Below are 24,924 nucleotides of genomic sequence, written 5' to 3'. Positions count from 1 at the left end.
GTCAGGGGCGATGAACGGCCTTGGCCACCCGCCGTGACTCGATGGCCAGCTGCCGCAGCATGCCGCCCAGCGTCACGTCGTAACCCATGAAATACAAACCCGGCCGGGCTGCCGCGCCGCCGTGGACGAGGGGCACCCCGGTTTCGTCGAACAGGGACGGGTCGTCGAACAGTTCGCGCAAGCCCGTGCCGTAACCCGTGGCCGCGACCACCACATCGGGTTCCACACTGGAGCCGTCGGCCAGCTGCACCGATGACGGCGTGAAGCTCTCCACCGCAGCGACCGGCTTCACCCGGCCGGCCATGACGTCGCGGACGATTCCTACGTCCTGCAGCGGCACGTAGCGCTGCGTCCGCAACCGGGTCTTCAAACCGTCGGTGGGGCGCTGCAGCCCGTACGGGGAAAGGTTTGGCACTTCGACCTTGGCCATCGTGGCCGCGATCGCGTTGAAGAGCGGCTCGGGGAGGACGTTGCCCAGGAGGAGGCCGTTCATCTGGGCCGGCCAGCCCGCGGTCGACCGCCGGACGATGTGGGGCGGGGTGCGAATGGCCAGGCTGACCGAGGAGGCGCCGCCCTCGGCCAGGTCCGTCGCGATCTCGGCGCCGCTGTTTCCGGGGCCGACCACGAGCACGTTCCGGCCCTGGAACGGTTGCGCGTTGCGGTATTCGGCGGAATGGATCAGCTGGCCCGTCCACGTCGGCAGGCCGGGCCACTGCGGCACCACGGGTGTGTGCAGATAACCCGTGGCGACGATCAGCGTGCCCGTCGTGTGTTCGGTTCCGTCCGCGAGCTGCAACGACCAGCGGCCGTCGCCGGGCTTGACGCGTTCGATCGCCGTGCCGGTGCGCACATCAAGACCGAAGCGTTCCGCGTACGCCTCCAGATAGCGCACCAGGTCGTCGCGGCGGACCCAGCGCCCGTACGCCCGGGGGATCGGCATGCCGGGCAGCCCGGACAGCCCGCGCACGGTGTGCAGCCGCAACCGGTCGTAGCGGCCGCGCCAGCTCGTGGCCACCCCGGGCCCGCGCTCGAGCACGACGCTGTCGACGCCGCGTCCCTTGAGCTGAGCCGCCACCGCGAGCCCCGCGGCCCCCGCACCGAGCACTGTCACATCCGCCATGGGGAGCAGTCTGCTAGAACGCGATCTCAGGCGGAACCCAGGATCCCCGCCGTGGCCATGGCGACCCGGCGGCGGGCGGTGGCCTCGTCGTCGGAGAAGCGGTCGACCGCCCACGACAACGCCAGCACCAGCTCGTAGACCTCGTCGGGGGTGAAGGACGACTCCGTCGCGGCGAGCAGCTCGCCCGTCTTGACCAGCAGGGGGTCGGCGGCCGGCTTCATGGGGGAGTCGTCGGCGCAGTGGGCGGAGGCCAGGCAGTACGGGAGGTCGTGCCAGATGCGGAGCTGCCAGGTGAGCCGGACGAGCCACTCGGCCAGGGCGTCGCGCGGCGTGCGGGTGCGGGCCAGTTCGTCGGCCTCGGTCAGGGCGGCGGCGATGCTCGTCTGCATCACCGCGGCCAGCAGGTCGTCGCGGGTCGGGAAGTTGCGGTAGAGCGTGGCGTTGCCGACGCCCGCGCGCAGGGCGATCCCGTCGAGCGAGGCCAGCACGCCCTCGGCGTCGAACGTCTCGCGCGCGGCGGCCAGGATCGCGTCGCGGTTGCGCTGGGCGTCGGCGCGCAACGGCCGGGCTGTAGCCATGACCACTCCTTCTTGACTATCTGGGGAGTGTCCCCACATAGTTCAAGCGGGGATGCTCCCCACTTATCGAGGGAGTCTAGATGAACCAGGCACTCGACGGTCGTACGGTGCTCGTGACCGGGGCCAACGGCGGGCTCGGCGAGCATTTCGTGCGGCAGGCCCTCGAGCGCGGCGCGACGAAGGTCTACGCCGCCGCCCGTACGGGAAAGCAGTGGAACGACTCCCGGATCGAGCCGCTCACCCTCGACCTGACCAGCCCCGGCGACGCCGACCGGGCGGCCGCGCAGGCCCCCGACGTCGACCTGCTGATCAACAACGCCGCGATCGCGCCCGTGGGCGACTCGATCACCGGCCCCGAGGAGGCGCTGCGGCAGATCTTCGAGACCAACTTCTTCGGTACGGTCCGGCTCGCCCGCGCCTTCACGCCGGTGCTCGCCGCGAACGGCGGCGGCACGCTGCTCAACGTGCTGTCCTCGGCCGCCTGGGTGCCCGTCCCGACCGGCTACGGCGCCTCCAAGGCGGCCCTGTGGTCGGCCACCAACGCCCTGCGCTTCCAGCTGCGCCCCCAGAAGACCCAGGTCATCGGCCTGCTGGTGGGCATGATCGACACCGCGATGTCGGCCCGCTGGGAGGTCCCCAAGGTCAGCCCCGAGAGCGTGGTCTCGCAGGCCTATGACGCCGTGGCCGACGGCTCGATCGAGGTGCTGGCCGACGATCAGACCCGCTACCTCAAGACGCGCCTCAACACGCCGGCCGAGGAGCTCTATCCCTGGCTCGACGAGCAGCTGGCCGGCTTCGAGGCGTAGCCACAAAAAGGTGGGTACCAGGCGGCGGGCGACGGGCGTAGCAGGCTGATCAGGACAGCTTTTCCAGGCGCCGGTGACCCCAGTCGGAGAGGGGACCCAGGGCATCGGCCAGCTCCTGGCCGAACGGCGTCAGCCGATACTCGGTCTTCAACGGCTTCACCGGATGGACCTCGCGGTCGACCAGTCCGTCCGCCTCCATCTCGCGCAGGGCCTGGGTCAGCACCTTCTCGGTGAGGCCGGGCACCCGCCGCCGCAGCTCGCCGGGCCGGATCGGGCCCGATTCCAGCAGCCACAGCAGGGCCGTCTTCCACTTGCCGTCGATCACGGCGATCGCGGCGGTCACCCCGCACACGTCCGTATCGCGGGCCCGGCTGCGCGTCATCACGTACCCCCAACACCTTGGAGCAAGTATGTCTGTCACCGTGCTCGGACTCGGGCCGATGGGCCGCGCGCTGGCCGGCGCCCTGCTGCGGGCCGGCGAGCAGGTCACCGTCTGGAACCGGTCGCCCGGCAAGGACCGCGCGCTCGTCGAGCAAGGAGCAAACAGCGCCCGTACGCCGGGGGAAGCGGCCGCCGCGAGCTCGCTGATCCTGGTCTGTGTCGTCAACTACGACGCGGCCGACCTCATCTTGCGAACCGGCGACGTGGAAAGCGCGCTCCAGGGCCGTACGGTGGTGAATCTGACCGCCGACACCCCGAGCCGGGCCCGGGAGGTCGACGACGGCACGTTCTCCGGCGCCGACAACCCGATCACCTCGGCTGCCTCCTCGATGGCGCACATCGTGCACGCCGCGGAGGCGCACGGCATCGACAGCGGCGTCATGCGGGCCGCCGAGGGGCTGGCCCGGCGCGTCATCGGCCGGGGTCACGGCGAGGACGGCTTCATGCGGGTGGCGGGGCTGCTTACTCCGGCTCCCACGCGATGAGCCGGTCGATCACCCGGCGGTCGCCGTCGACCTTCACCGCGTCGGGCCCGATCCGGCCGTAGCAGAGCAGCACCAGGTCGCCGGCCGGGGCGGTGACGGTGACGTCGGCCGGCTCGTCGCCGGGCGGCCCCGAGCGGGCGCCCTCGGCCGAGAAGGTGAGACGCCAGGAGCGGCCCTCGGTGGCGTGGTAGTCGAGGGTGTTGGGCTCGTGCGGCCACGGGCTCGTCGTCGCGACGCACGTGGTGACGAACTCGTCGACCCCGTCGAGGGCGATGGCCTCGGGCAGCGGCTGCGGAGCGCCCGCGGCGAGCTGGGCGTCATACGTGTGGACGGCGATCTCCTGCAGCTGGTGCCGGGCGGCCGCGTACGTGTTCTGCGGCGACTGCGAGTCACCCCACCACGTCCAGCAGGCCTTGTCCGGCCCGGTGGCTCGCAGCGCCTCCACCAGCAGCTGGGCGGCCACGGCCAGCGGGCCGTCGCCCGCCCAGACCTCCGCCGGGGGAGGGGCGTCGGCGGGTCCGGCCGCGACGATGGCCGCCCACTTGCGGCGCCCGTCGATCAGGTGCCGTTCCAGGTCGGCCAGCGTCCACCCGGGACAGCTCGGCACCGGCAGGTCGAGGCTCGGCGCGGAGTCGATCGCGGCCTGGAAGGCCACCGACCGCTCCTCGATCAGGCGCAGCAGGTCAGGAAAATCCACCCCGGCTTTCTATCACCACGTCCGGGATGACGCCTCTCTATTAAGCGTCAGCCGAATGTGAAGACGTACGCCCGGACGCCCGGGGCGTGGAAGACGACCTCGAGGTGCCGCTCGGCGATCGGGCCGGGCTGGCGGATCAGCTGATACATGCGGCCCTCGGTCAGCTTGCCGTAGCCCTCGGGGCTGATGTCGGCGCCGTGCGCGTCCTCCGGGGCCTTGCCGTCGAGGAAGACCTGGAAGGAGACGGGATCGCTCTCCGGGGCGAGCACCAGGTTGGCGTCGCGGGCCTCGAACCGGAACGCGACGCTGCCGTCCTGCCGGTGCACGGCCGCGAACTCGCCGCTGCGGGTCCAGTCGCCGTCCAGCGCCCACTGGTCGGACTGCAGGAAAGCCGGATACGCGTACCCGTGGGAGCCCCCGGTCGACGCGAAGTGCTCACCGCGGGCGTACCCCAGATAGGTCTCGGGGGTCTTCAGGTGATCCCAGTCGGCCTCGGCCTCCACGCCCAGCGCCTCGGGCCGGACCGGCGGCCTGGCCACGCCGAGCAGGCGCTGGATCGTGCGCTCGGACTCGGCGTACCGGCCCTCGCCGAAATGGTGGTCGCGGATCACTCCGTCGCGGTCGGCCAGATAGAGCGCCGGCCAGAAATGGTTGTCGAACGATTTCCACACCTCGTAGTCGCTGTCGATCACGACGGGATAGGTGATGCCGCGCGTGGCCACGGCCCGGCGGATCAGGTCGGGGTCGTGCTCGAAGGCGAACTCGGGGGTGTGCACGCCGACCACGATCAGGCCGTCGTCGCGGTACGCCTCCCACCAGGCCCGCCGATAAGGCGCCGTGCGCAGCCAGTTGACGCAGGTCAGGGTCCAGAAATCGTAGGCCACGACGTGACCGTCGAGCTCGGGCGGCGCGGAGTCGAGCCATTCGGCGTCGGCGAGCGAGGGCGCTCTCGTGGTCATGGTGCTCCCTCCACGAAACGAAATGGTCGGAACCCGCCGAGCCAATATCGCTGTCTTATTCGTGGCAAGGGTGCGAGGGACGAACAAATGCCCGCTGATTACAATCGCTTGCGTACTGGACCTGGGTGAGTCGGCGGCGTAATGTTTTCGGGCTCTGCCTCGACCGGTTGCGGGACGGGTGGTGCCGAGGCCGGGGGCGGGGCTGGGGCCGAGGGCAGCCGGCCGGGCCGGGTCGGGGACACCGGCCGGCGGCGGCGCAGCCGGGGCCAGCGCTTGCCGAGCAGCAGATAGGTCGCATAGAACACGGCCGCCACCGCCACCAGCACCCCGCGCCAGCCCTCATGGATGACCAGCGGCGGAGCGGTCGAGATCAGCGCCATGGCCAGCACCAGGCGGTGCGTGGGCAGGCGCCCGGGACCACCGCCCGGGCGCCTAACCGACGATCTCTTCCGGTTATCCACCGAGGTCAGGTTAACCCCCGCCCCACGGGCCCCGGCACACCGCTAGGCGGCCAGGCGATAACCGGCCGGCCGCGTCGCGAAGGTCGCCCGCCCCCGCGTACGGCTGCGCAGGTCGCTCGCGTAGCCGAACAGCTCGGCCAGCGGCACCACCGCCGTCACCGACTGCGACGTCGAACCGGTGACCTGGCCCCGGCGGGCCGCGAGGTCGCCCAGCACCGCGCCCAGCGTGTCGGCGGGCGCGCTGACCGTCACGTCGGCCACCGGCTCCAGCCGCGCCATCGTGCACGCGGCCAGCGCCGCCCGCAGCCCGGCCCGCCCGGCCGTGCGGAACGCCAACTCGGACGAGTCCTTCACGTGCGTCGCGCCGTCGGTCAGCGTGACCCGCAACCCGACCACCGGCTGACCGTCGAGCGGCCCGTCGGCGAGCGCGTCCCGGCAGCCGGCCTCGACCGCCCGCACGTACTCGGCCGGCACCCGCCCGCCGGTCACCGCCGTGACGAACTCGAAGCCGATGCCGTCGAGCGGCGCCACGTCCAGCACCACGTGCGCGAACTGCCCGGCCCCGCCGTCCTGCTTGACGTGCCGATAGGCGAAACCGGTCACGCCCCGCACCACGGTCTCCCGGTACGCCACCCGGGGCCGGCCCACGTTCACGGCCACCCCGGCCTCGCGCAGCCTGGTCACGGCCACCTCCAGCTGCAACTCGCCCTGCCCGGAGAGCAGGGTCTGCCCGTCCTCGTTCCCGATCCGCACGTTGAGCTCCTCGGCCAGCGCGGCCAGCGCCCCGGGCAGCCGTTGCGCGTCGGCCCGCGTACGGGCCTCGACCGCCACCGACACCAGGGGAGTGGCCGCCTGCGGGGCCTCCAGCAGCACCGGATGCTCGCGGGTGGACAGCGTCGTCCCCGCCCTGGCCAGCTTGAGCCCGGCCAGCGCGACGATGTCGCCCGCGACCGCCCGGTCCACGTCGGTCACCCGGTCGGCCTGCACGCGCAGGATCCGCCCGGCCCGCTCGGTTCGCGACGTGGCCGCGTCCCACACCGTGGCCCCCTTGGCGAGGGCGCCGTCATAGACCCGTACGAAGGTCATGCGCCCTTGCCGTGCCGTCTGCACCTTGAAGACCAGTGCCGACAGCGGGGCGGCGGGATCGCCCGACGGCGCCGGCAGGTAGTCGACCACCGCGTCGAGCAGCGCCTCCACGCCGACGTTGCGATAGGCCGCGCCGCCCAGCACCACCACCGCGGCGCCGCTGAGCGTGAGATCGCGCAACGCCGTCCGCAGCGTGCCGTCCGTCACATGGCCCAGTTCCTCCAACGCCGCCGGGTGCAACTCGGCCACGGATTCCTCGAGCCGCCGCCGGGCCGCGCGCACATCCTCACGATCGGGGCGCGGTCCGACCAGGTCGATCACGCCACCCTCGACCGGCAGCTGCACGACCAGCGGGATAACGCCCAGCCGCTCGCGCAACGACCGTACGGAAGCCTCGAAATCGGCCCCCGCCCGGTCGAGCTTGTTGATGAACGCGATGCGCGGCACGCCGTACCGGTCGGCCTGCCGCCACACGGCCTCGCTCTGCGGCTCGACCCCGGCCACGCCGTCGAACACCACGACCGCGCCGTCGAGCACCCGCAACGACCGTTCGACCTCGTCGGTGAAGTCGACGTGCCCGGGGGTGTCGATCAGGTTGAGCCGCTCGCCGCGCCATGCGCAGCTGACCGCGGCCGAGAAGATGGTGATGCCGCGCTCGCGTTCCTGCGGATCGAAATCGGTGACCGTCGTGCCATGATGCACCTCGCCCTGTTTATAGGTGGCGCCGGTGGCGAAAAGAATGCGTTCGGTCAGGGTGGTCTTACCTGCGTCGACGTGCGCGAGGATGCCGATGTTGCGCATTTTTGGTTGTCTTTCTCGACAGTTCTGAACGGTGGACTGCGCCGTTTAGCAGGCACGTCCAGCCCCGGTGGCGCAGCCGAGGCTGGGCACACCAGAGACGAGAAGGAGAGCGGTGCGGTGACGCATCACTGTCCTCCCCTCCTTCGTCGAAAAGATCAACGGCTTCATACCGTACGGGGGTCTGATTGCTCTGTCGAAGCAATTAGGTGCTCGCGCCTCCACCAGGTCACGCCTATCAGGGTGGCGGTGACCAGACTTGTGCACACGTCGGAGAGCAGCGCCATCGCCGGCGTCGAAGGCGCGTAGGTCGGCACCAGACAGGCGATGGCGGCCGACACGACGAGCCCGGCGCCCCACCCGGCCAGCACGTGCCGCTGATCGAACCCGCCCGACCACCGCACGATCAGCGCGACGGCCAGTGTCAGAACCGCGGCCTGGATCGCCACGCCCGCCCAGCCCGGCGCAAGCCCGCCGGCCACGTGGGGGAGAGCGGCCACCGCCCCGACGACCAGCGGGTGGGGCGCTCTTCCGGTCCGAGGCTTCGGTTTCCGCTGCGCGGCCATGATCAACAGGAGCGCGACGGCCACGGTGAACGCGACCTGGACGGGTGCGGCGAAGAAGTGTTCGTCGGCGTACACGTCCCGGAAGATGAGCAGGCTGCCCAGCACGTAGCCGACGGCGATCACGGCCAGGCCCCGCTTGCCCAGCCACGGACCGGGCCGGCGCGCGAGCGTCTCGACGATCGCGATCGGGGCGCAGATGCTCAGCGCCACGTGCCCACCCACGTACGAGAAGGCTTGTTGCCCGCTGAAATCGAGCCCCGGCACCCAGGTCGCGCGGGCCGAGGCGGCATCCGCGGCGAACCCGGTGCCGTCGAGGAAGGCCGGGTTGAACAACGACTGGTCGACCAGCCCGGCCTGCACGAAGCCGAACGCGGCGGCCAGCAACGCGATCGCGGGCCACCCGCCACCGGTGCGCCGGGCCACCTCGCGGATGAGCACGGCGGCGCCACCGTACTGGGGCGCCAGGAAGAGTATGACGAAGGGCCAGTCGACGACCGCGAAGCCGCCCCACACGCACTCGGCGGTCCAGGGCGCGAGCGCCATCAGCGCGAGAACTGCTGCCATGGCCTCGACTGTCGCGACGCCACCCGGACGCGCGAAACGGCCGGTGGTCGTGGCCCCGCCGACCAAAGTCTACCCTTGTGGCGTGCCGCCCAGCCGCCTCAACCGCGTCGCCGTGCTGGTGCTCGAGGGCGCCAAGCCGCTCGACGTGGGCATCCCGGCCCAGGTGTTCACGACCAGGGCGAGCATGCCGTACGAGGTGAAGGTCTGCGGCCCCGCGCCCGGGCTGGTCACCGGTGGCGACGGCCTGTCCTACCACGTGGCCGACGGGCTGGACGCGCTCGACTGGGCCGACATCGTGTTCATCCCCGGCTATCGCCACCCCGACCGCGAGGACCCGCCGCCCGCCGTCGTGTCCGCGCTGATCGCCGCGCACGACCGCGGCACCCGCCTGGCGGCCATCTCGACCGGCGCGTTCGCCCTGGCCGCCACGGGCCTGCTCGACGGCCGCCGGGCCACCACGCACTGGCACTACACGCGGCAGCTGGCCCGGAAACACCCGTCCGTGCTCGTCGACGAGAACGTGCTCTTCGTCGACGAGGGCCACGTGCTGACCTCGGCCGGCGCCGCCTCCGGCATCGACCTGTGCCTGCACATCCTGCGCGGCGACCTCGGCATGGCGGCCTCCAACCACGCGGCCCGGCGGCTCGTCGCGGCCCCCTACCGCAGCGGCGGCCAGGCCCAGTACGTGCCGCGCAGCGTGCCCGAGCCGCTCGGCGAACGGTTCGCGGCGACCCGGGAATGGGCCCTGCACCGGCTCGGGAAGCTGCTCACGCTGGAGATCCTGGCCCGGCACGCGGCCGTCTCCCCGCGCACGTTCTCGCGCCGGTTCGCCGAGGACACCGGCTACACGCCCATGCAGTGGGTCATGCGGGCGCGCATCGACATGGCCCGCGAACTGCTCGAACTGTCGCAACTCCCGGTCGAGCAGATCGCGGCCCGGGTCGGGCTGGGCACGGGCTCGAATCTGCGCCTGCACTTCCAGCGTATCCTCGGCACCACCCCGAGCCAGTACCGCCGTACGTTCGTGGCGTGATCCTTGCGATGGGTGGCGTGGCGGCCACTGTTTCCGGTGCTTGTCTTTCTTCAGGCTGAAGGCATGACTCGTATCGCCATCAACGGATTCGGCCGGATCGGACGCAACGTGCTGCGCGCCCTGCTCGAGCGGGACAGCAAGCTCGAGGTGGTGGCCATCAACGATCTCGCCGAGCCGGCCGCGCTGGCCCGGCTGCTCGCCTTCGACACCACCTCCGGGCGGCTGGGCCGTCCGGTCACCGCTTCCGCCGACGGCCTGGTCGTGGACGGGCAGCCGATCGCCGTCTTCGCCGAACGCGACCCGGCCGCCCTCCCTTGGGCCGCGCTGGAGGTCGACATCGTGCTCGAGGCGACCGGCCGATTCACGGCGGCGTCCGCGGCCCGGGCCCACATCGAGGCCGGCGCCCGCAAGGTGCTGGTCGGCGCGCCCTCGGCCGGTGCCGACGTGACGCTGGCCCCCGGGGTCAACACCTCCGCGTACGACCCCGCCGCGCACACGATCGTCTCGAACGCCTCGTGCACGACCAACGCGCTGGCCCCCCTGGCCAAGGTGCTGGACGATCTGGCCGGCATCGAACACGGCTTCATGACGACGGTCCACGCCTACACGCAGGAGCAGAACCTGCAGGATGGCCCCCACCGCGACCCCCGCCGGGCCCGGGCGGCGGCCGTCAACATCGTGCCCACCACGACGGGCGCGGCCAAGGCGATCGGCCTGGTGCTCCCGCAGCTCGAGGGCAAGCTGTCGGGCGACTCGATCCGCGTGCCCGTGCCGGTGGGCTCGATCGTCGAGCTGAACACTGTGGTCGCGCGCGACGTCACCCGCGACGAGGTGCTGGCGGCCTACCAGGAGGCGGCGGCCGGTCCGCTGGCGGGAATCCTGGAATACTCCGAGGACGCGCTCGTCTCGTCGGACATCGTCGGCAACCCGGCCTCATCCATCTTCGACTCAGCACTGACCCGAGTCGACGGCCGGCACGTAAAGGTAGTCGCCTGGTACGACAACGAGTGGGGCTTCTCCAACCGCGTGATCGACACCCTGGAACTACTGGCCGCCTGACCGCCAAGCCAGCGCCCTAACCAACTCCGCCGGGGTCGTCCGCCTTCGCGGCTGACAACCCCGGCCCCCGCCCCGAGTACCGCCCCGATCGCCGCCTCGCACACCTTCGCGCATCTCCCGCGCACCCTCGTGCAACCTCGCACCGCCTCCGTGCAGCTCCGCGCACCGTACGCATCTTCCTGTAGTCCCGCGCAATGTGCGCACTTTCGTGCAGTCCCGCGCAATGTGCGCACCTTCGTGCAGTCCCCGCGTATCGTGCTGCGCACCTTCGTGCAGTCCCGCGCAATGTGCACACCTTCGTGCAGCCCGGCGCAGCTTCCTGAAGTCCCGCGGAACGTGTGCACCTTCGCGCAGTCTTGGGCAGTGTGATGGATTGCCGCGTTCCCTGCTGCAGCCCCGCAGGCTGTCAAGATTCATGCGCAGTCGGACAGCCTCATGCACCTTTGCGCAGTCTCGTGCAACCTCATACAGCCCGGGAACCCTTGCGGACGGCGCGCAGTGTCGTGCAACCCTCGCGCAACCTCGCGCATCTCGCGCGGTGTCGTGCAACCTCGCGCATTTCGCGCGGTGTCGTGCAACTCCGCGCATCTCGCGCGGTGTCCTGCAACGTCGCGCATCTGGCGTAGCGCGCACTCGATGGTGTCGTCTGGGGCATGACGGGCGCGGTATGAGGGACGGATGCGGCGCGAGCCTGATGGTGTCTTTTGGGGTGTGGACGGGCGAGGTATGAGGGGGACGGGCGAGTTAGTTGAGGAAGGCGTTGGCCAGCGCCTGGCCGAGGAGGGCGGCGCCCAGGCCGGCGAGGACGCTGATGACGGCGTTGGCCACGGCGAGGATCTGGGATCCCGTGCGGGCGAGCTGCAGGGTTTCGTACGAGAAGGTTGAGTAGGTGCTCAGCGCCCCGCACAGGCCTGGGCCGATCAGGTGCTGCAGGTTTGTGGGGATGGTTGCGCCCGTTAGTAGGCCGAGGATTGTGCAGGCTACGAGATTGACGGTGAGTGTGCCCCAGGGAAAGCCGGTCTCGTGGCGGGACCGGATCGCGCGATCGACCAGGTAGCGCAGGGGTGCGCCGATGCCCGCGCCGAGGATCAGCATGAGCCAGTTCATCGGCGGACGCCTTTGCCCGCGCCGGAAAGTGGGGTCGGCTGCAGCAGCGTCATGGGCGGGCGCCTTCGCGACGGTGGCGCAGGGTGGGAGCGAGCTTGCGGGTGAGGGAGGCCGCGACCTGCACGGCGAACAGTGCGGCGAGCAGGGTGGTAGCCAGATAGGTCAGCGCAGTGGCGGCGTGCCCGGTGTCGAGCAGGTGTTGAGCGTCGACGATGTAGGTCGAGAATGTGGTGTAGCCGCCGAGAATGCCGGTGCCTAGGAACGGGCGTACGAGTGGATGCGCGGTCAGGACCTCGGTGATGACGACCATGAGGACGCCCATCGCGGCGCAGCCGGTGACGTTGACCCAGAACGTGGTCCATGGGAAGCCGTCAGGAGCGGTGGGCCACAGCAACGCGGCGCCGTAGCGGGCGCAGGCGCCGAGGATGCCGCCCAGCGCCACGGCGGCGATGATCTGGGCCTGTGAGCGGTCGGGCACGGCGGTTGAGCTCCTACCTGGTCGGTTCGGACCACGCGGGGATGCGTGGTCGCGGTCAGGTAGGGACCGTTGGCGACCGTCGATGCTTGACGGCTGCGGTTCGGGTCCGGCGGGCCCCACCGCCGAGCAGCCGGCCGAGGGTGGCTGCGGGATCAGCATAGCGCCGGGGGCTGGCGGATCCGGGAACAACGCGGCACGAGCGACACATATCGACCTTGGTCGAAGTCGCGTAAGGTTTGGGGCCGACTACTCATTGTGGGAGGTCGACGGGGATGTTGTTGCCCATACCTGAGGAAGAAGTGCGGCCGTTCGAGCCGCCGCCCGAATACGCCGAGTTGCGGGCGGGGCCGCGGGTGGTCCGGGTGGCCTGCCCGACCGGCATCGACGCCTGGCTCGTCTCGGACTACGAGGGCGTGCGGGAGGTGCTCGGCGACGGCCGTCGTTTCTCGACCCGGCCCGGGCAGGCCGCTCATGTGCTGTCGGCGTTCGGGGCCGGGGAGAAGCCGGTCGAAGGAAGCGCCGAGACGCCGGTGCAGAGTTTCGCGCAGACCGACGGGCCGGAGCACATCCGGATCCGCCGCAACTTCGCGCCGCAGGTGTCGCACGCGCGCCGGCTGGCCGAGCTGCGGCCGATGATCGAGCAGATCACCGATGACGCGATCACCCGGATGCTCGCCTCGCCGCAGCCCTACCTGCTGCACAGCCAGTTCTCGACGGCGATCACCACCGCCGTGATCGCCGAGCTGATCGGCGTGCCGGGCGACCGGCATCACCTGTTGCACGACGCGGCCACGGCCCTGTTCACCACGTCGACCAAGCCGGAGGAGCTGCGCACCGCGCTCGAGCCGTTGTGGCGATACCTGTACGAGCTGATCGCCACCCGCCGGGCCCGGCCCGGCGACGACGTGCTCAGCCGCATGATCGAGCACAGCGCCGACAGTGAGCGGCCGTTGACCGACGCCGAACTGACCGGCATGAACGGCGCTCTGCTGATCGCCGGGTTCGACACCACCGCGTCCATGATCACGTACGGGCTGGTCTGTCTCTGGCAAACCCCGGGGCAGTGGGAAAGGCTGTGCGCCGACCCCGGGCTGGCCGTCACCGCGACCGAGGAGCTCGTGCGCTATCTGGCCGCCGGCACCGGGTTGCTGCGGCAGGCGACCGAGGACACGCGGATCCACGGGCAGCCGATCCGGGCCGGCGACTACGTGGTCGTGGCTGTGCAGTCCGGCAACCGCGACCCTGATCTGCACGCCGACGGCGACACCTTCGACCTGGGTCGCAAACCGGGCGCGCATCTCGGTTTCGGGCACGGCGCGCACGCGTGCGTGGGCCAGCAGATCGCCCGGATGGAGCTGACCACCGTGCTGGGGGCGCTGGCCCGGCGGGTGCCGACGCTGCGCCTGGCCGTGCCGTTCGAGCAGATCGAATGGAAGAAGGACTCGGTCGTACGGGGGCCGGTTGACCTGCCGGTGGTGTGGTCGTGAAGGTCGCCCTGGAGCGGGACTGGTGCATCGGCGCCGGGAACTGCGCGCTGACCGCACCGGCCGTCTTCGACCAGGACCCCGACGACGCTGTCGTGGTGCTGCTCGACGACTCGCCGCCGGAATCCGAGCGTACGGCGGTGGAGGAGGCGATCGCGCGCTGCCCGTCGGCGGTGATCAGGTTGCTGAGTTGAACGCGGGTAGTCCGTCGATGCTCGTCTCGTTCTTCTTGCGGCGATAATCGGCCAGATCGGCGTCGGAACGGCGCTCGGTCCACCGCAGCAGCACGTCACGATCACCCTCGTACGACATGAGGGGCACCGAATAGCCGCACGAGTCGCTCACCCGCTCGACCGCGATGTCGATCACCGACCGTACGCCGTGGGTGTCCGGCGGCGCGGGAAACAGGCTGAGCAGGCCGGGGAACTCCGGGTCGGTGAGCGGCACCGACCGGCCCCGGCCGTGCAGGCGGACGATGTTGGGCGCGCCCTGGAACGAGCAGAACATCACCGTGATGCGCCCGTTCTCGCGCAGGTGGGCCATCGTCTCGGCGCCGCTGCCGTGATAGTCGAGATAGGCCACCCGCAGCTCGTCGAGCACCAGGAACGTGCCGGTCATGCCCTTGGGGGAGACGTTGACGTGCCCGTCCGGCCCGTTGGGCGCGGTGGCCACGAAGAACATCGGCTGCGCCTCGATGAAGGTGCGCAGACGTCCATCAATGCGTTCATGTACCTTCATCCTCTGATGTTCGCACGCCCCGTCGCCGAGTCCGGCTCGCTCGCCCCGCTGCGCTACGGGCCGTTCCGCCTGCTCGCCGCGGGCCGGATGATCTCGATGCTGGGCAACGCCGTCGCCCCGATCGCGCTGGCCTTCGCCGTGCTCGACCTGACCGGCTCGGCCGGCGATCTCGGCCTGGTGGTCGGCGCGCGCTCGGTCACCAACGTGGTGTTCCTGCTGCTCGGCGGCGTGATCGCCGACCGGCTGCCGCGCCACCTGGTGATGGTCGGCTCGAGCGCCGTCGCCGCGGTCACCCAGGCCGCCGTGGCCGCCGCGATCCTCACCGGCACCGCCACCGTGCCGCTGCTGATGGTGTTGTCCGCGGTCAACGGGCTGGCCTCGGCGCTGGCCTGGCCCGCCGTCTCCGCGCTGCTGCCCCAGACCGTGCCCGAGACCATCCGCAAGCAGGCCAACGCGATCAACCGGATCGGCGGCAACACCGCGATGATCCTCGGCGCCCCGGTCGGCGGCATCCTGGTCGCCACGGTCGGCCCCGGCTGGGGGCTGGCCGCCGACGCCGTCTCGTTCGCGCTCAGCGGTGTGTGCTTCGCCCTGATCAAGGTGCCCGCCGTGTCGGCCAGGAAGCCGAGCGTGCTGGCCGGCCTGCGCGACGGCTGGAGCGAGTTCACCTCGCGCACCTGGCTGTGGGTGGTCGTGCTCGGCTTCATGTTCCTCAACGCGGCCTGGGCGGCCAGCCTGGGCGTGCTCGGCCCGGTGGTCGCCGACGACACCATCGGCCGCCGCGCCTGGGGTTTCGTGCTGGCCGCGCAGACCGCGGGCATGATCGCCGGGGCGTTGCTGGCCATCCGGCTCAACGTGCGCCGCCTGCTCGCCTTCGGCGTGATCGCGGTCGGCGGCCAGGTCCTGCTGCCGGCCGGGCTGGGCCTGGCTCCTGTGCTTTGGGTGCTGATGGTGTGCGCGTTCGTCGGCGGGGTGGCGTTCGACCAGTTCGGCATCGCGTGGGAGACCACGATGCAGGAGTACGTCCCCGCCGACAAGCTGGCCCGCGTCTACTCGTACGACATGCTGGGCTCGCTCGTCGCCATCCCGATCGGCCAGGTCGCCGCGGGCCCGGCCGTGCACGCGCTGGGCGCCCGGACGGCGTTGCTGATCGCGTCCGGGGTGATCCTGCTGGCCGTCGCGGGCATGCTGACCAGCCGCGACGTGCGCACCCTGGAACACCGTCCGGGTCAGAACTGACCGGACTGCTCGACGAGCGCACGGAACCGATCGGCCCCCGGGGTCAGCGCGCGGTCCGAGCGCCAGGCCAGCCCGACCACCCGCTCAGCGCCGGGAGCCGAGAGCGGCAACCCGTGCGTACCGGTCGCCCCGACGAACTGATCGGGCACCACCGCCACGCCCAGACCCGCCCCGACCAGGCCCTCGACCGTGGCCAGGTCACCGATCTCGAGCACGATGCGCACACTCACGCCGGCCGCCGCGAACAGGTCGTCGACCAGCCGCCGGAACCCGAACCCGGCCGGCACGGTGACCAGGTCCTCCCCGGCCACGTCGGCCAGCCTGGCGCGACTCCGAGTAGTCAGGCGGTGTCCCGGGGGCACGATGAGTGACAGGCCTTGCCGTTGCAGGGGCAGCCACCCGTACGGGCCCTCGGGCTGCGGGGAGACCAGGGCCAGCTCGGCCGTGCCGGAGTCGACGTCGCGCATGATCTCGTGGGCCGGCTCCTGGCGCAGCTCGATGCGCAGGTGCGGGGCGTGATGCCGTACGGCCTGAAGGATCTTGGGCACCAGCGACGTCGCCATCGAATCGAGGAACGCGAGCCGCACAGTGCCCGAATCGGGGTCGAGCAGCCCCGCCAGATCCCGGCGCAGACGATCGTGCCGCTCCACGATGTCACGGGCAGCGACCAGAGCCATTTCCCCGTACGGGTTGGGATGCGCGCCCCGGGCGTCGCGCTCGAACAACCGCGTGCCCAGCTCGCCCTCGACCCGGGACAGCAGCCGCGAGAGCGTGGGCTGGGTCGTGCCGAGGGCGGCCGCCGCCTCGGTGACGTGTTCGTAGTCACCCAGCGCGAGCAGGGCTCGGAGATCCTCGATCTGCACGACCCGGATCATACGTTTCTTACATGGGATTGATGAATCCTATGCATTGGACGCATGGCCGGTGACGGCGAAAAGTGGGCCGCATGGAAACCGGATATCGGGCCGGGGAGCCGGGCTACCGCCGGGTCTGCCTGGCCCTGTTCGCGGCCGGTGTGGCCACGTTCGCCGCCCTCTACAGCACCCAGGCGCTGCTGCCCGAGCTGGCGACCGCCTTCGACGTGACTCCCGCGCAGAGCTCGTGGTCGCTGTCCATGGCCACGATCGGCCTCGGCGCCACGCTGCTGATCACCGGCCCGTTGTCCGAGCGGATCGGCCGTACGCGTCTGATCCACCTGTCCCTGACCCTGTCGGCGCTGGTCGGCCTGGCCTGCGCCGTCGCCCCCGGCTGGCCCGCGCTGCTCGTCCTGCGCTTCCTGCAAGGTGTCGCGCTGGCCGGCCTGCCCGCCGTCGCCACCGCCTACCTGCGCGAGGAACTCGACCCGGCCGTCCAGGCCCGCGTCGCCGGTCTCTACATCGGCGGCACCGCGCTCGGCGGCATGTCGGGGCGCCTCATCACCGGGGCGCTTTCGGAGGCGTACGGGTGGCGGGTTGCGCTGGCTTCGATCGCCGGGCTCGGTCTGCTCTGCGCCGCGCTCGCCGCTCTGCTGCTGCCCGCCTCCCGAGGGTTCTCCCCGCGCCCACCGGTTTTTGTCTCGCGCCGGGCGCTCACCGACCCGGCACTGCTGAGCCTGTACGCCATCGGGGCGTGCTCGATGGGTGCGTTCATGGCCGTCTACAACGCCATGGGCTTCCGCTTGACCAGCGACTTCGGCCTGGGTGTGGGCGCCGCCGGGGCGGTCTTCCTGGTGTATCCGATCGGGTCGGTGAGCTCGGCCCTGTCGGGGCGGCTGGCCGACCGGTACGGACGCCGGGCCGTGCTGCCGTTCGGCTGCTTGCTGACCGGTCTCGGCCTGCTGCTCACGCTCTTTGGCTCGCTACCGGTTGTGGTCGTGGGGCTGGCCGTGATGACCGCGGGCTTCTTCTGCGTGCACGGGGTGGCCAGCGGCTGGGTGCCGGTGCGCGCCCACGCCGGTGACGTCGCTCCCGCTCAGGCCGCGTCGTTCTACCTGTTCGCTTATTACGCGGGCTCTTCAATCCTGGGCAGCGTGGCCGGATTTGCTTGGTCTGTGGGCGGGTGGCCCGCCGTGGTGCTGCTGGCGTCGCTCTTCGTGGCCGTCAGCGGCTATCTGTCCCTGCACCTGCGGCGCGTGCCCGTTCTGACCCCTGCTCTCACGTCGCGGTGAACAGCACCGCGCGTTCGGCGGCCACTGCTCGCTCGAAGAACTGCCGGACGTCGACGAAGTTGGTCCACGTGTAGTCGAAGTCCTCGTCGTCGCCGGCGCCGATGTAGTCAGGGTCGTCGATGGCGTCGAACCTCCGCCGGAGCCAGCCCTGGTCTATCGGCTGGAGGGCCTCCGACACGTCCCGAGTCTGCGCCGCGGTGAGGTAGACGACGTAGTAGTCCTCGGACAGGTGCCGCCCGCCGAGCACCGCGTGGTTCAGTGGGTAGTCGCCGGCGTCGGGATCGAGGCTGCCGTCCGTCAGGCAGCGGTGAATCGCGTCCCACGCCTTGTCGGTGTCGACCTTGAGGCTGTCGTCCGCCCACGACTCCTCGAGCTCCTCGAGAAAGTCGCCAAGCTCGTCCTCATCCACGGCAACGAGCAACGCCCGCTCCTGCTCCGGCGCGATCGCGAAGTGAACCCCCAGCACGGCCATGATCGTACCGGCCGTGCGTACCCGTCGGTGAGCAATGGGGGGTTAGCCGGAGGCTCATCCCGGGGGCTCGCCGGAGTGACGGCCACTCGGCTCGCGGACATCGTGGACCTATGCGAATCCTGGCGACAGCGGCAGCAACGACCCTCCTGATGGCCACGAGTGCCGCGGCAACACCGAGTGAGCTCCGCCGCGATGTCGAAGCACTGCGCGCGAGCGGTGTCACCGGCGTTCTGGTCCGGACGGGTGATCAGGTGGTTCGCTCCGGCCGGGACGTCCCGATCGGCCCGTACCTGCGGATCGGCAGCATCACCAAGACGTTCACCGCGGTCGTGGTGCTCCAGCTCGTCGGCGAAGGCCGGTTGACGCTCGACGACCCGGTCGAGAAGTGGCTGCCCGGCGTGGTCGGGGGCCGGCGGATCTCGGTGCGGCAGCTCCTGCAGCACACCAGCGGCCTGTACGACTACTCGGCCGACCTGATCCCGAACTACGCCACCCCCGAGTCCTACCTGAGGGAGCGCGACCGCCCGTACACCCCCGAGCAGCTCGTCAAGATCGCCATGAGCCACCCGCAAGGCGACACCACCTGGTCGTACTCGAACACCAACTACGTACTCGTCGGCATGCTGATCGAGGCGGTCACCGGCCGCGACTGGGCGCCTGAGGTCGACGCCCGCATCACCCGGCCGCTGGGCCTGCGGCACACCCGCACCGACTTCGTACGGGACCTGCCCGCTCCGCACGCCACGAACTACATGCAATTCACTCCCGGCGGCCCGCTCGTCGACACGACCATCGCCATCCGCGGCCTGGACAGCGGCGCCGACGGTTCGATGGTCAGCACCGCATCCGACCTCAACCGCTTCCTGGCCGCCCTGGCCGCCGTGCGCCTGCTGAAGCCCGCACAGCAGACCCAGATGCGCACGCTGGTCCCCATGCCCGACGCCCCTCCCGGCTCCGGATCGGGCCTGGGCATCTTCTGGTACCCCCTGCCCTGCGGCGGCGGCATCTGGCAACACGGCGGCACCGGCTTCGGCTACCAGACAGAATCGGCCTTCACCCCCGACGGCCGCCGCCTGACCGTCTCCATCTTCACCAACACCGGCGACCCCGACCTGGCCGAAACCCGCCAGGGCCTCATCAAAGACCTGATCGATCACGCTTTCTGCTAGGTGCCGCTGTGTCGCGGGCGCTCCCAGCCACTCCACCACGAAGCGATGGAAAAGCTGTGAACGAGTGATTAATGCGGCTTGCGGCCGAGAATTCCGCCCTGTTGGTGGGGTGCTACGTTCGACCGATTCCGCAGGTTCCGCAACGGCTCCGGGCGCCGCGAAAGATCGCTATTGCGGCTGCAATGGCGCCTGCCGTCGCCAAACGAGGAGGTGGCCATGGGTGTCGGGTGGGGTCTTGCGTAATCGCAATTAAGTGATCGGAGATCCATCTGGCGTAATGGTAAGACCTTAAGCGGAGCGGGCTCCTGGCCGCAGGCTTGTGCGTGTCTTATCGCAGAGGCATGCTCAATTTCGGCTTACTCGTCGCGCCAAGACGCCGGCACTCCGGATGCTGACACCACCGGAGGCGCCTCCATTTCGGGAGGTCTGGCGGATCCAGCGTTCACGAAGATTGCAGGGGTGCACCATGTCCGAGCCCACGCCCGAAGTCCGGTTCATCGAGGAGTTCAATCTCCGGATCGTCCAGATGGTTAAAGAGCTTGATGATCAGCAGTTCCTCACTCTCATTCGTGCGCCGGGCCGTAACCCGCTATTGCGTCTCGCCGATGCCGACCAGCAGCAACAGCAACAGCAGCAGCAGGGCGCGGCGCGCCCGATCCGCGAGTAGGCGCCGCCCATCCATCGGGCCGGGAAGGGTTGCGACTCGTGAAAAATGACGCGTTATTGCTTTTTCCTCCGCAATGGAGTCCGTTTCAGCCGGCGTTGGCTCTGCCGTCTCTCGCTGCCTGGCTGCGCCGAGCAGGACATTCAGTCGAGTGTGCCGACCTCAACATCGATTTCTATGACTGGATTCTGTCGAACGAGTGCGCAGGCTTCATGGGTGACCTGGTGACCTCGACGGACCTGGACGAACAAGAACGTCTGGGCTACGAAGCCATCTTTGCCAGCGCCCCGGCCTATCGTGACTTCGTCAGGAGTCGGCTCACTCCCAAGAACGGAGAGTCTGGAGAGGGTGGCGAACCGGAAGATCTTGTCGCCTCGCAATACATGGCCGTACGTGGCTTCCAGAACTACCTCTCCGCGATCAGCCGAGTGTGCGGTGATCTGAAGATATCGCCGTACGAGTTCCGCCTCGAGCGGAACAACCTCGACTCTGCGGAGCTCGATGCTGTACTGCGGGACCCACCTGCCTTGCTTGCCAGATACCTGCAGCGCGTCGGTCCCCTCATCGCGGCTGAGAAGGCGCCGACAATAGGCCTTTCATGCATCGGCCAGGAACAGCTCGTATGGACCTTGTTCCTCGGAAAATGGATCAAGGCTAACCTGGGCGCCGCAGTCGTGGTCGGCGGAACCATATTTTCCCGCATCTATGAGCGCGGCGTGCTGCCGGCTCGCTGGTTCGGCGACTACTTCGACATCATCGTCCGCAACGAGGGTGAGCGGCCACTCGAGCGCATAATATCGAATCAGGTGACCGGACGTCCGCTCGTCGACGGTGTGCCGGGTATCGTCCATCTGGCCGGCGGTGAGATTACGGCGAGCGCACCGTGTGCCCCGCTCAAGACGGCCGAAATTCCTACGCCGGACTTCACGGATCTTCCCCTCGAGCGCTACTTCTCGCCGGAAATCACCCTCCCGCTGCTGTCCTCGCGAGGGTGTTATTGGGGGAAGTGCGAGTTCTGCCATCACGGGATGGTTTATGGCGAACGTTTCCAGGCGTACTCGACGGACCGTGTGCTCGAGGTGGTGCGAGAGCTCGCCGAGCGGTATGGGGTCCGCCATTTCGCCTTCAATGACGAAGCGATTCCGCCGCGCGTCCTGCGCGAGATCGGGAACCGTTTCCCGGCTGCGTCCGAGTCGTCCTGGCGGTTCACTGGCTTGATCAAATTTGAACGGTCCTACACACGGGAGGACTTCGAGAACTTGCGGGCCGCCGGCTTCCGGTCACTCTACGTCGGCTTGGAATCCGCGTCGGAACGAGTCCTGGCGTTGATGAAGAAGAACAATACGAAGGAGACGATGCTCAACAATCTGAGGTATTGCAAGGATGCCGACATCTGGCTCCATTGCTTCCTCTTCTTCGGGTTCCCGGGCGAGACGGAGTCCGACGCGAAGGAAACCTTCGACTTCGTCATCGAGAACGCGGACGTCATCAGCTCCTTCGGGTCGGCGACATTCGTGCTCGAGCACAATGCCCCTATCTACCATCACGTGGAGGACTTCGGGATTCGCATCCGCGGTCAAACCGCCAGGGACATCGATGTCTACTACGAGTTCGACGCTGACCACGAGGTGCATGGCGCGGCTGCGGAGCGGTGGCGCTTGCGGTTGAACGAGGCCGCACTCGACGTCCCCAAGTACACCGCCGTCGGCTGGGTGCCTCGCGAACTGCACCTGTGCCTGCTCAGCGAGATGACAATCGATGAGCTTCTGACGACGGGCCAAGCGGTTCGCGACAGTGCGGGCGGTGTGCCGGCCGACACGCCGCTGTCGGGCATGTTCTCCCTGGTGCGTCCGCACCCCGATTCCCCAGCGTGCCTCGTCAACCTCCTGACCGGGCAGGTTATCCAATTGGGGGCGGAGGCGACCGCCGTGACGGAATTCTGCCTGCAACACAACCTCACTTCGATGGAGATCGCCGGTATCTCGCAACTCTTGTGGGATCGGCTTTACGGCGAGGATGAAGCGCACCAAGACGTCGAAGCGGCCAGCCATCCGCTCCCGGCGCCGCTGTAGCGCAAGACCGCGGGTGCCGCCGGGTCCGGGCGCGGTGTCGAACTACAGCGCTGCTCGAAGCGGAGGATGGCCCGGGCCGGTAGGTCTCAGGACCAGGCGAGGCCGGAGCGGGTCTTCCAGTACTGGTCGGCGGGTTCGGCCAGGGCGGTCAACCGAGCTAGGTGGTCCGGCGCGAGGCGGAGGTCGGCCGCTTGAAGGTTGGAGGTGAGCTGGGCCGAGGTGGCGGCGCCGGACAGGACGATGGGGGAGAACGGCTGTTGGAGGGCGGCGGCCAGGGCCACCACGTCGGGGGCGGGGGACAGCTCGGCCGAGAGGGACGGGTCGGCGAGGCGGCCGTTGGCCAGGGCCTCCTTGACGATCACGGTCAAGCCCGCGGCGTGGGCTTCGGTGAGGGCGGGGCCGGCGCTGGGTTCCAGCAGGTTCCACGTGGATTGGACGCTCTGGAAGAGGCGGCGGCCGTCGACTTCGATCGCCAATGCGGCTCGGATCGTGTCGGCCTGGTGGGGGCCGCTGGTGGAGAAGCCGACCGGGACGTCGAGGGCCGCCAGGCGTTGGTGCAGCACACGGTCGGTGAGGGCGGGGCTGTCGGGGGTTACCGAATGGATCTGGTAGAGGTTCAGGTGGTCGCCCAGCAGGGCTCGGGTCTCCAGGATCTGGCGGTCATACGTGGCGACGCTGTGGTCTTTGACCTCGTGGACCTCGGCGGTGACGGTCCAGTCGGCCGTGTAGGTGTAGCCCCATTTGCTGCCGACCAAGGCGCCGGAATGGCCGGGAATCCAGGAGGCCAGGAACTCCTCGGCGCGGCCGTAGGAGCGGGCCACGTCGAAGTAGCGGACGCCGGCGTCCCACGCGGAGGAGAGCAGGGTGTGGGCGCGGGCGCGCATGGCTTCGACGGTGCGGTCGGCGGGCAGGTCGGTGGCGCGGCCCAGGTTGATGTAGCCGGGACGGCCCACGGCGGCCAGACCCAGGCCGATGCGGGCGACACCTGACAGGGCGAAGAGATCCATGACGCCTATCCAAGCAGGCCACGCTTGTAGCCCTCGGCAACGGCCGAGGCCCGGTCGCGCGCGCCAAGACGGTCGTAAATGCGTAGAAGGTAGGCCTTGACGGTCGCCTCGCTGACGAAGAGGGCGGCGGCGGCCTCCTTGTTGGTGGCGCCCGAGGCGACCAGGCGGAGGAGTTCGTGCTCGCGGGGCTTGAGAAGCTCCGGCGAGTGGACGTGATCGACCAGGCGGCCCGCGGCCGTACGGGAAAGGGTGGTCTCGCCGCGGGCGGCAGCCCTGACGGCGTCGCGCAGGTCGTCGCGGGGGACGTCTTTGAGCAGGTAGCCGATGGCGCCGGCGGACATGGCGGGGATCACGTCGCCGTCGGTGTCGTACGTGCTCAGCACCAGCACCTGGGTCGCGGGAAAGGCGGCGCGGATGCGGGTGATGGCCGTAATGCCGTCCATGCGGGGCATGTGCAGGTCCATGACGACGACGTCGGCCGGGTGCGACGAGAGCACGGCCAGGGCCTCGGCGCCGTCGCCGGCCTCGCCCACGACCACGAAATCGTCGTCGTTGAGCAACTGGCGCAGGCCGTCGCGGAACATCGGGTGATCGTCGACTATCAGCACGCGGATCATCGCAGGGGCACCGCCGCTCGCAAGGCGGTTCCGGCGCCGGGCTCCGATTCGACTTCGAGGCTGCCGTCCAGTTCGTCGAGGCGTTGTCGCATGCCGGCCAGCCCGAAGCCGCGCGCATTTTTAAAAACGAAACCGACGCCGTCGTCGCGGATGTCGAGCACCACCTCGTGGTCCAGGTAGGACAGCGTGACGTCGACGCGGGTGGCCGAGGCGTGGGATGCCACGTTGGCCAGCGCGGACTGACCGATGCGGAACAGGGCGGCCTCGGTTTCAGGGTCCAGTGCGTGGGCGTCGGGGTCGGAGGCGAAGTTCCCCCGTACGCCGGTGCGTGCGGCCCAGGCGTCGACCAGTCTGCGCAGAGCACCGGCCAGGCCGCTCCCGTCGAGCGACCGGGGGCCGAGCGCCAGCACCGACCGGCGGGCCTCGGCCAAGCCGTTGCGGGCCAGGTCGCGGGCCTGGCCGACGCGCGGTTCGTGGACGCCGTCGTGGATCGCGCCTTCCAAGAGGGCTACGGCGGCGCTCAGGTCCTGGGCGATCGTGTCGTGGATCTCGCGGGCCATCCGGTTGCGTTCCTCCTGCACGCCGGACAGTTTGGCCTGCTCGACGAGGCGGTCGCGCAGGGCCAGATTTTCCCGCAGCGTCGTGCTGAGGAACCAGCCGGCGGCGATCAGCGGGGCCAGCAGGCTGATGACGGCCGGCACCTCGAGGTCGCGGGTCTGGGCGAACGTGATGACCAGCGCGCCCGCGACCGACCAGGCGAACGCCGCGCGCGGGCCGAACAGCACGAACGCGTGCAGGGCGAGGATCCACGAGGCGAACATCGCGTACGGCACCAGGAACACCGCGACGGCCGTCGCCGCGAGCAGTGCGGGGTAGTAGACGGCTGCCCGCAGGGGCCAGCGCCAGGCCGCGACCAGCAGCAACCCGGCCGCGGGCAGCGTCCACGGCGACACGGTGACGGCCGCGACGACAGCGAGGATCGTGGCGGCGACGACAGCCGCGGGGCGGCCCGCGAAGGGTGGCGGCCAGGTCTGCATGACCTCAATCCTCACGCCGGCTCGTGGACCGTCAATAACCG

Annotated in this window: 27 protein-coding genes; 11 read left to right on the top strand and 16 right to left on the bottom strand. The window is 69.9% G+C overall.

The genetic code is table 11. The features are described from left to right. Position 1: 1 nt before the first annotated feature. Both JKJ07_RS36175 and JKJ07_RS36170 read right to left on the bottom strand, forming a co-directional pair. The gene (locus JKJ07_RS36175; RefSeq protein WP_236030496.1) at positions 2-1,120 is read right to left on the bottom strand and encodes a flavin-containing monooxygenase; all 1,119 of its coding nucleotides are present in this window, start codon (positions 1,118-1,120) and stop codon (positions 2-4) included. 26 nt (positions 1,121-1,146) lie between these two features. After that, positions 1,147-1,698, bottom strand: coding sequence for a TetR/AcrR family transcriptional regulator (locus tag JKJ07_RS36170; RefSeq protein ID WP_202996477.1), 552 nt, complete (start codon positions 1,696-1,698; stop codon positions 1,147-1,149). Between the two features lie 80 nt (positions 1,699-1,778). On the opposite strand from JKJ07_RS36170, the gene JKJ07_RS36165 reads away from it, so the two are divergent. Next, positions 1,779-2,504, top strand: coding sequence for an SDR family oxidoreductase (locus JKJ07_RS36165; protein ID WP_202996476.1), 726 nt, complete (start codon positions 1,779-1,781; stop codon positions 2,502-2,504). A gap of 49 nt (positions 2,505-2,553) precedes the next feature. On the opposite strand, the gene JKJ07_RS36160 is transcribed toward JKJ07_RS36165, so the two are convergent. After that, a complete protein-coding gene (locus tag JKJ07_RS36160) occupies positions 2,554-2,886 on the bottom strand; it encodes a winged helix-turn-helix transcriptional regulator (RefSeq protein ID WP_202996751.1) in 333 nt (110 codons plus the stop codon). A 28-nt stretch (positions 2,887-2,914) separates the two neighbouring features. On the opposite strand from JKJ07_RS36160, the gene JKJ07_RS36155 reads away from it, so the two are divergent. After that, complete coding sequence (locus JKJ07_RS36155; RefSeq protein WP_202996475.1) at positions 2,915-3,430, top strand: imine reductase family protein; 516 nt, start codon at positions 2,915-2,917, stop codon at positions 3,428-3,430. Here the strand turns inward: JKJ07_RS36155 and JKJ07_RS36150 are convergent. The 5 genes from JKJ07_RS36150 to JKJ07_RS36130 all read right to left on the bottom strand — a co-directional run bounded on the left by JKJ07_RS36150 (position 3,408) and on the right by JKJ07_RS36130 (position 8,561). Continuing rightward, positions 3,408-4,127 (bottom strand): maleylpyruvate isomerase family mycothiol-dependent enzyme, encoded by a 720-nt coding sequence (locus tag JKJ07_RS36150; protein WP_202996474.1) that lies wholly within the window; start codon positions 4,125-4,127, stop codon positions 3,408-3,410. The two genes, JKJ07_RS36155 and JKJ07_RS36150, sit on opposite strands and share 23 nt — an antisense overlap. Before the next feature lie 47 nt (positions 4,128-4,174). Further along, positions 4,175-5,086, bottom strand: a complete 912-nt coding sequence (locus JKJ07_RS36145) for a thioredoxin family protein (protein WP_202996473.1) — start codon at positions 5,084-5,086, stop codon at positions 4,175-4,177. Between the two features lie 98 nt (positions 5,087-5,184). Then, positions 5,185-5,547: a hypothetical protein gene (locus JKJ07_RS36140; RefSeq protein ID WP_202996472.1), complete on the bottom strand. Its 363-nt coding sequence runs from the start codon at positions 5,545-5,547 to the stop codon at positions 5,185-5,187. 42 nt (positions 5,548-5,589) lie between these two features. Then, positions 5,590-7,434 carry an elongation factor G gene (locus JKJ07_RS36135; protein WP_202996471.1) on the bottom strand — a complete coding sequence of 615 codons (1,845 nt, stop codon included), beginning with the start codon at positions 7,432-7,434 and terminating at the stop codon, positions 5,590-5,592. A 164-nt stretch (positions 7,435-7,598) separates the two neighbouring features. Then, on the bottom strand, positions 7,599-8,561 hold the full coding sequence (locus JKJ07_RS36130) for a hypothetical protein (protein WP_202996470.1): 963 nt from the start codon (positions 8,559-8,561) through the stop codon (positions 7,599-7,601). An 82-nt stretch (positions 8,562-8,643) separates the two neighbouring features. Here JKJ07_RS36130 and JKJ07_RS36125 point away from each other — a divergent pair, with 82 nt between their 5' ends. Both JKJ07_RS36125 and gap read left to right on the top strand, forming a co-directional pair. After that, positions 8,644-9,594: a GlxA family transcriptional regulator gene (locus JKJ07_RS36125; RefSeq protein ID WP_202996469.1), complete on the top strand. Its 951-nt coding sequence runs from the start codon at positions 8,644-8,646 to the stop codon at positions 9,592-9,594. Between the two features lie 63 nt (positions 9,595-9,657). Further along, positions 9,658-10,653 (top strand): type I glyceraldehyde-3-phosphate dehydrogenase, encoded by a 996-nt coding sequence (gene gap / locus JKJ07_RS36120; RefSeq protein WP_202996468.1) that lies wholly within the window; start codon positions 9,658-9,660, stop codon positions 10,651-10,653. 744 nt (positions 10,654-11,397) lie between these two features. On the opposite strand, the gene crcB is transcribed toward gap, so the two are convergent. Both crcB and JKJ07_RS36110 read right to left on the bottom strand, forming a co-directional pair. Then, positions 11,398-11,760, bottom strand: a complete 363-nt coding sequence (gene crcB, locus JKJ07_RS36115) for a fluoride efflux transporter CrcB (RefSeq protein WP_202996467.1) — start codon at positions 11,758-11,760, stop codon at positions 11,398-11,400. A 49-nt stretch (positions 11,761-11,809) separates the two neighbouring features. Next, the gene (locus JKJ07_RS36110; RefSeq protein WP_307834583.1) at positions 11,810-12,238 is read right to left on the bottom strand and encodes a fluoride efflux transporter FluC; all 429 of its coding nucleotides are present in this window, start codon (positions 12,236-12,238) and stop codon (positions 11,810-11,812) included. Positions 12,239-12,510: 272 nt separating this feature from the next. Here JKJ07_RS36110 and JKJ07_RS36105 point away from each other — a divergent pair, with 272 nt between their 5' ends. Both JKJ07_RS36105 and JKJ07_RS36100 read left to right on the top strand, forming a co-directional pair. Further along, positions 12,511-13,725 (top strand): cytochrome P450, encoded by a 1,215-nt coding sequence (locus tag JKJ07_RS36105; RefSeq protein ID WP_202996465.1) that lies wholly within the window; start codon positions 12,511-12,513, stop codon positions 13,723-13,725. Further along, positions 13,722-13,916: a ferredoxin gene (locus tag JKJ07_RS36100; protein ID WP_202996464.1), complete on the top strand. Its 195-nt coding sequence runs from the start codon at positions 13,722-13,724 to the stop codon at positions 13,914-13,916. Before JKJ07_RS36105 ends, JKJ07_RS36100 begins: the two co-directional genes overlap by 4 nt. Here the strand turns inward: JKJ07_RS36100 and JKJ07_RS36095 are convergent. Further along, on the bottom strand, positions 13,900-14,460 hold the full coding sequence (locus JKJ07_RS36095; protein WP_202996463.1) for a pyridoxamine 5'-phosphate oxidase family protein: 561 nt from the start codon (positions 14,458-14,460) through the stop codon (positions 13,900-13,902). The genes JKJ07_RS36100 and JKJ07_RS36095 overlap by 17 nt on opposite strands. A gap of 6 nt (positions 14,461-14,466) precedes the next feature. Between JKJ07_RS36095 and JKJ07_RS36090 the strand changes: the two genes are divergently transcribed. Continuing rightward, complete coding sequence (locus tag JKJ07_RS36090; RefSeq protein WP_202996462.1) at positions 14,467-15,699, top strand: MFS transporter; 1,233 nt, start codon at positions 14,467-14,469, stop codon at positions 15,697-15,699. Here the strand turns inward: JKJ07_RS36090 and JKJ07_RS36085 are convergent. After that, on the bottom strand, positions 15,690-16,562 hold the full coding sequence (locus JKJ07_RS36085; RefSeq protein ID WP_202996461.1) for a LysR family transcriptional regulator: 873 nt from the start codon (positions 16,560-16,562) through the stop codon (positions 15,690-15,692). The genes JKJ07_RS36090 and JKJ07_RS36085 overlap by 10 nt on opposite strands. An 83-nt stretch (positions 16,563-16,645) precedes the next feature. Between JKJ07_RS36085 and JKJ07_RS36080 the strand changes: the two genes are divergently transcribed. Further along, a complete protein-coding gene (locus tag JKJ07_RS36080; protein WP_202996460.1) occupies positions 16,646-17,845 on the top strand; it encodes an MFS transporter in 1,200 nt (399 codons plus the stop codon). On the opposite strand, the gene JKJ07_RS36075 is transcribed toward JKJ07_RS36080, so the two are convergent. Continuing rightward, the gene (locus tag JKJ07_RS36075) at positions 17,832-18,311 is read right to left on the bottom strand and encodes a YfbM family protein (protein ID WP_202996459.1); all 480 of its coding nucleotides are present in this window, start codon (positions 18,309-18,311) and stop codon (positions 17,832-17,834) included. The two genes, JKJ07_RS36080 and JKJ07_RS36075, sit on opposite strands and share 14 nt — an antisense overlap. A gap of 155 nt (positions 18,312-18,466) precedes the next feature. On the opposite strand from JKJ07_RS36075, the gene JKJ07_RS36070 reads away from it, so the two are divergent. The 3 genes from JKJ07_RS36070 to JKJ07_RS51330 all read left to right on the top strand — a co-directional run bounded on the left by JKJ07_RS36070 (position 18,467) and on the right by JKJ07_RS51330 (position 22,222). After that, positions 18,467-19,486 (top strand): serine hydrolase domain-containing protein, encoded by a 1,020-nt coding sequence (locus tag JKJ07_RS36070; protein WP_202996458.1) that lies wholly within the window; start codon positions 18,467-18,469, stop codon positions 19,484-19,486. A 466-nt stretch (positions 19,487-19,952) separates the two neighbouring features. Next, the gene (locus JKJ07_RS36065; RefSeq protein WP_202996457.1) at positions 19,953-20,153 is read left to right on the top strand and encodes a hypothetical protein; all 201 of its coding nucleotides are present in this window, start codon (positions 19,953-19,955) and stop codon (positions 20,151-20,153) included. A gap of 38 nt (positions 20,154-20,191) precedes the next feature. Beyond that, on the top strand, positions 20,192-22,222 hold the full coding sequence (locus tag JKJ07_RS51330) for a B12-binding domain-containing radical SAM protein (RefSeq protein WP_202996456.1): 2,031 nt from the start codon (positions 20,192-20,194) through the stop codon (positions 22,220-22,222). 86 nt (positions 22,223-22,308) lie between these two features. Here the strand turns inward: JKJ07_RS51330 and JKJ07_RS36055 are convergent, their stop codons facing one another. From JKJ07_RS36055 to JKJ07_RS51975, 3 genes are read right to left on the bottom strand one after another with little or no spacing between them, the layout of a single operon-like run. Then, positions 22,309-23,229 carry an aldo/keto reductase gene (locus tag JKJ07_RS36055; protein ID WP_202996455.1) on the bottom strand — a complete coding sequence of 307 codons (921 nt, stop codon included), beginning with the start codon at positions 23,227-23,229 and terminating at the stop codon, positions 22,309-22,311. Between the two features lie 5 nt (positions 23,230-23,234). Next, positions 23,235-23,846, bottom strand: coding sequence for a response regulator transcription factor (locus JKJ07_RS36050; RefSeq protein ID WP_202996454.1), 612 nt, complete (start codon positions 23,844-23,846; stop codon positions 23,235-23,237). Beyond that, positions 23,843-24,898, bottom strand: a complete 1,056-nt coding sequence (locus JKJ07_RS51975; RefSeq protein WP_202996453.1) for a sensor histidine kinase — start codon at positions 24,896-24,898, stop codon at positions 23,843-23,845. The genes JKJ07_RS36050 and JKJ07_RS51975 overlap by 4 nt, the downstream gene beginning before the upstream one ends. Between the last annotated feature and the right edge of the window lie 26 nt (positions 24,899-24,924).

The organism is Paractinoplanes lichenicola (genome assembly GCF_016785085.1).
Classification (GTDB): Bacteria; Actinomycetota; Actinomycetes; order Mycobacteriales; family Micromonosporaceae; genus Actinoplanes; species Actinoplanes lichenicola.
The sequence above is the reverse complement of the archived record's forward strand: the minus strand, read 5'-3'. Positions and strand labels throughout refer to the sequence as shown.

Excerpts from the sequence above, each read along its gene's own strand:
- JKJ07_RS36175 (WP_236030496.1), bottom strand. The coding sequence starts at position 1,120 with ATGGCGGATGTGACAGTGCTCGGTGCGGGGGCCGCGGGGCTCGCGGTG.
- JKJ07_RS36170 (WP_202996477.1), bottom strand. The coding sequence starts at position 1,698 with ATGGCTACAGCCCGGCCGTTGCGCGCCGACGCCCAGCGCAACCGCGAC.
- JKJ07_RS36165 (WP_202996476.1), top strand. The coding sequence starts at position 1,779 with ATGAACCAGGCACTCGACGGTCGTACGGTGCTCGTGACCGGGGCCAAC.
- JKJ07_RS36160 (WP_202996751.1), bottom strand. The coding sequence starts at position 2,886 with ATGACGCGCAGCCGGGCCCGCGATACGGACGTGTGCGGGGTGACCGCC.
- JKJ07_RS36155 (WP_202996475.1), top strand. The coding sequence starts at position 2,915 with ATGTCTGTCACCGTGCTCGGACTCGGGCCGATGGGCCGCGCGCTGGCC.
- JKJ07_RS36145 (WP_202996473.1), bottom strand. The coding sequence starts at position 5,086 with ATGACCACGAGAGCGCCCTCGCTCGCCGACGCCGAATGGCTCGACTCC.
- JKJ07_RS36135 (WP_202996471.1), bottom strand. The coding sequence starts at position 7,434 with ATGCGCAACATCGGCATCCTCGCGCACGTCGACGCAGGTAAGACCACC.
- JKJ07_RS36130 (WP_202996470.1), bottom strand. The coding sequence starts at position 8,561 with ATGGCAGCAGTTCTCGCGCTGATGGCGCTCGCGCCCTGGACCGCCGAG.
- gap (WP_202996468.1), top strand. The coding sequence starts at position 9,658 with ATGACTCGTATCGCCATCAACGGATTCGGCCGGATCGGACGCAACGTG.
- crcB (WP_202996467.1), bottom strand. The coding sequence starts at position 11,760 with ATGAACTGGCTCATGCTGATCCTCGGCGCGGGCATCGGCGCACCCCTG.
- JKJ07_RS36105 (WP_202996465.1), top strand. The coding sequence starts at position 12,511 with ATGTTGTTGCCCATACCTGAGGAAGAAGTGCGGCCGTTCGAGCCGCCG.
- JKJ07_RS36095 (WP_202996463.1), bottom strand. The coding sequence starts at position 14,460 with ATGAAGGTACATGAACGCATTGATGGACGTCTGCGCACCTTCATCGAG.
- JKJ07_RS36090 (WP_202996462.1), top strand. The coding sequence starts at position 14,467 with ATGTTCGCACGCCCCGTCGCCGAGTCCGGCTCGCTCGCCCCGCTGCGC.
- JKJ07_RS36080 (WP_202996460.1), top strand. The coding sequence starts at position 16,646 with ATGGAAACCGGATATCGGGCCGGGGAGCCGGGCTACCGCCGGGTCTGC.
- JKJ07_RS36070 (WP_202996458.1), top strand. The coding sequence starts at position 18,467 with ATGGCCACGAGTGCCGCGGCAACACCGAGTGAGCTCCGCCGCGATGTC.
- JKJ07_RS36065 (WP_202996457.1), top strand. The coding sequence starts at position 19,953 with ATGTCCGAGCCCACGCCCGAAGTCCGGTTCATCGAGGAGTTCAATCTC.
- JKJ07_RS36055 (WP_202996455.1), bottom strand. The coding sequence starts at position 23,229 with ATGGATCTCTTCGCCCTGTCAGGTGTCGCCCGCATCGGCCTGGGTCTG.
- JKJ07_RS36050 (WP_202996454.1), bottom strand. The coding sequence starts at position 23,846 with ATGATCCGCGTGCTGATAGTCGACGATCACCCGATGTTCCGCGACGGC.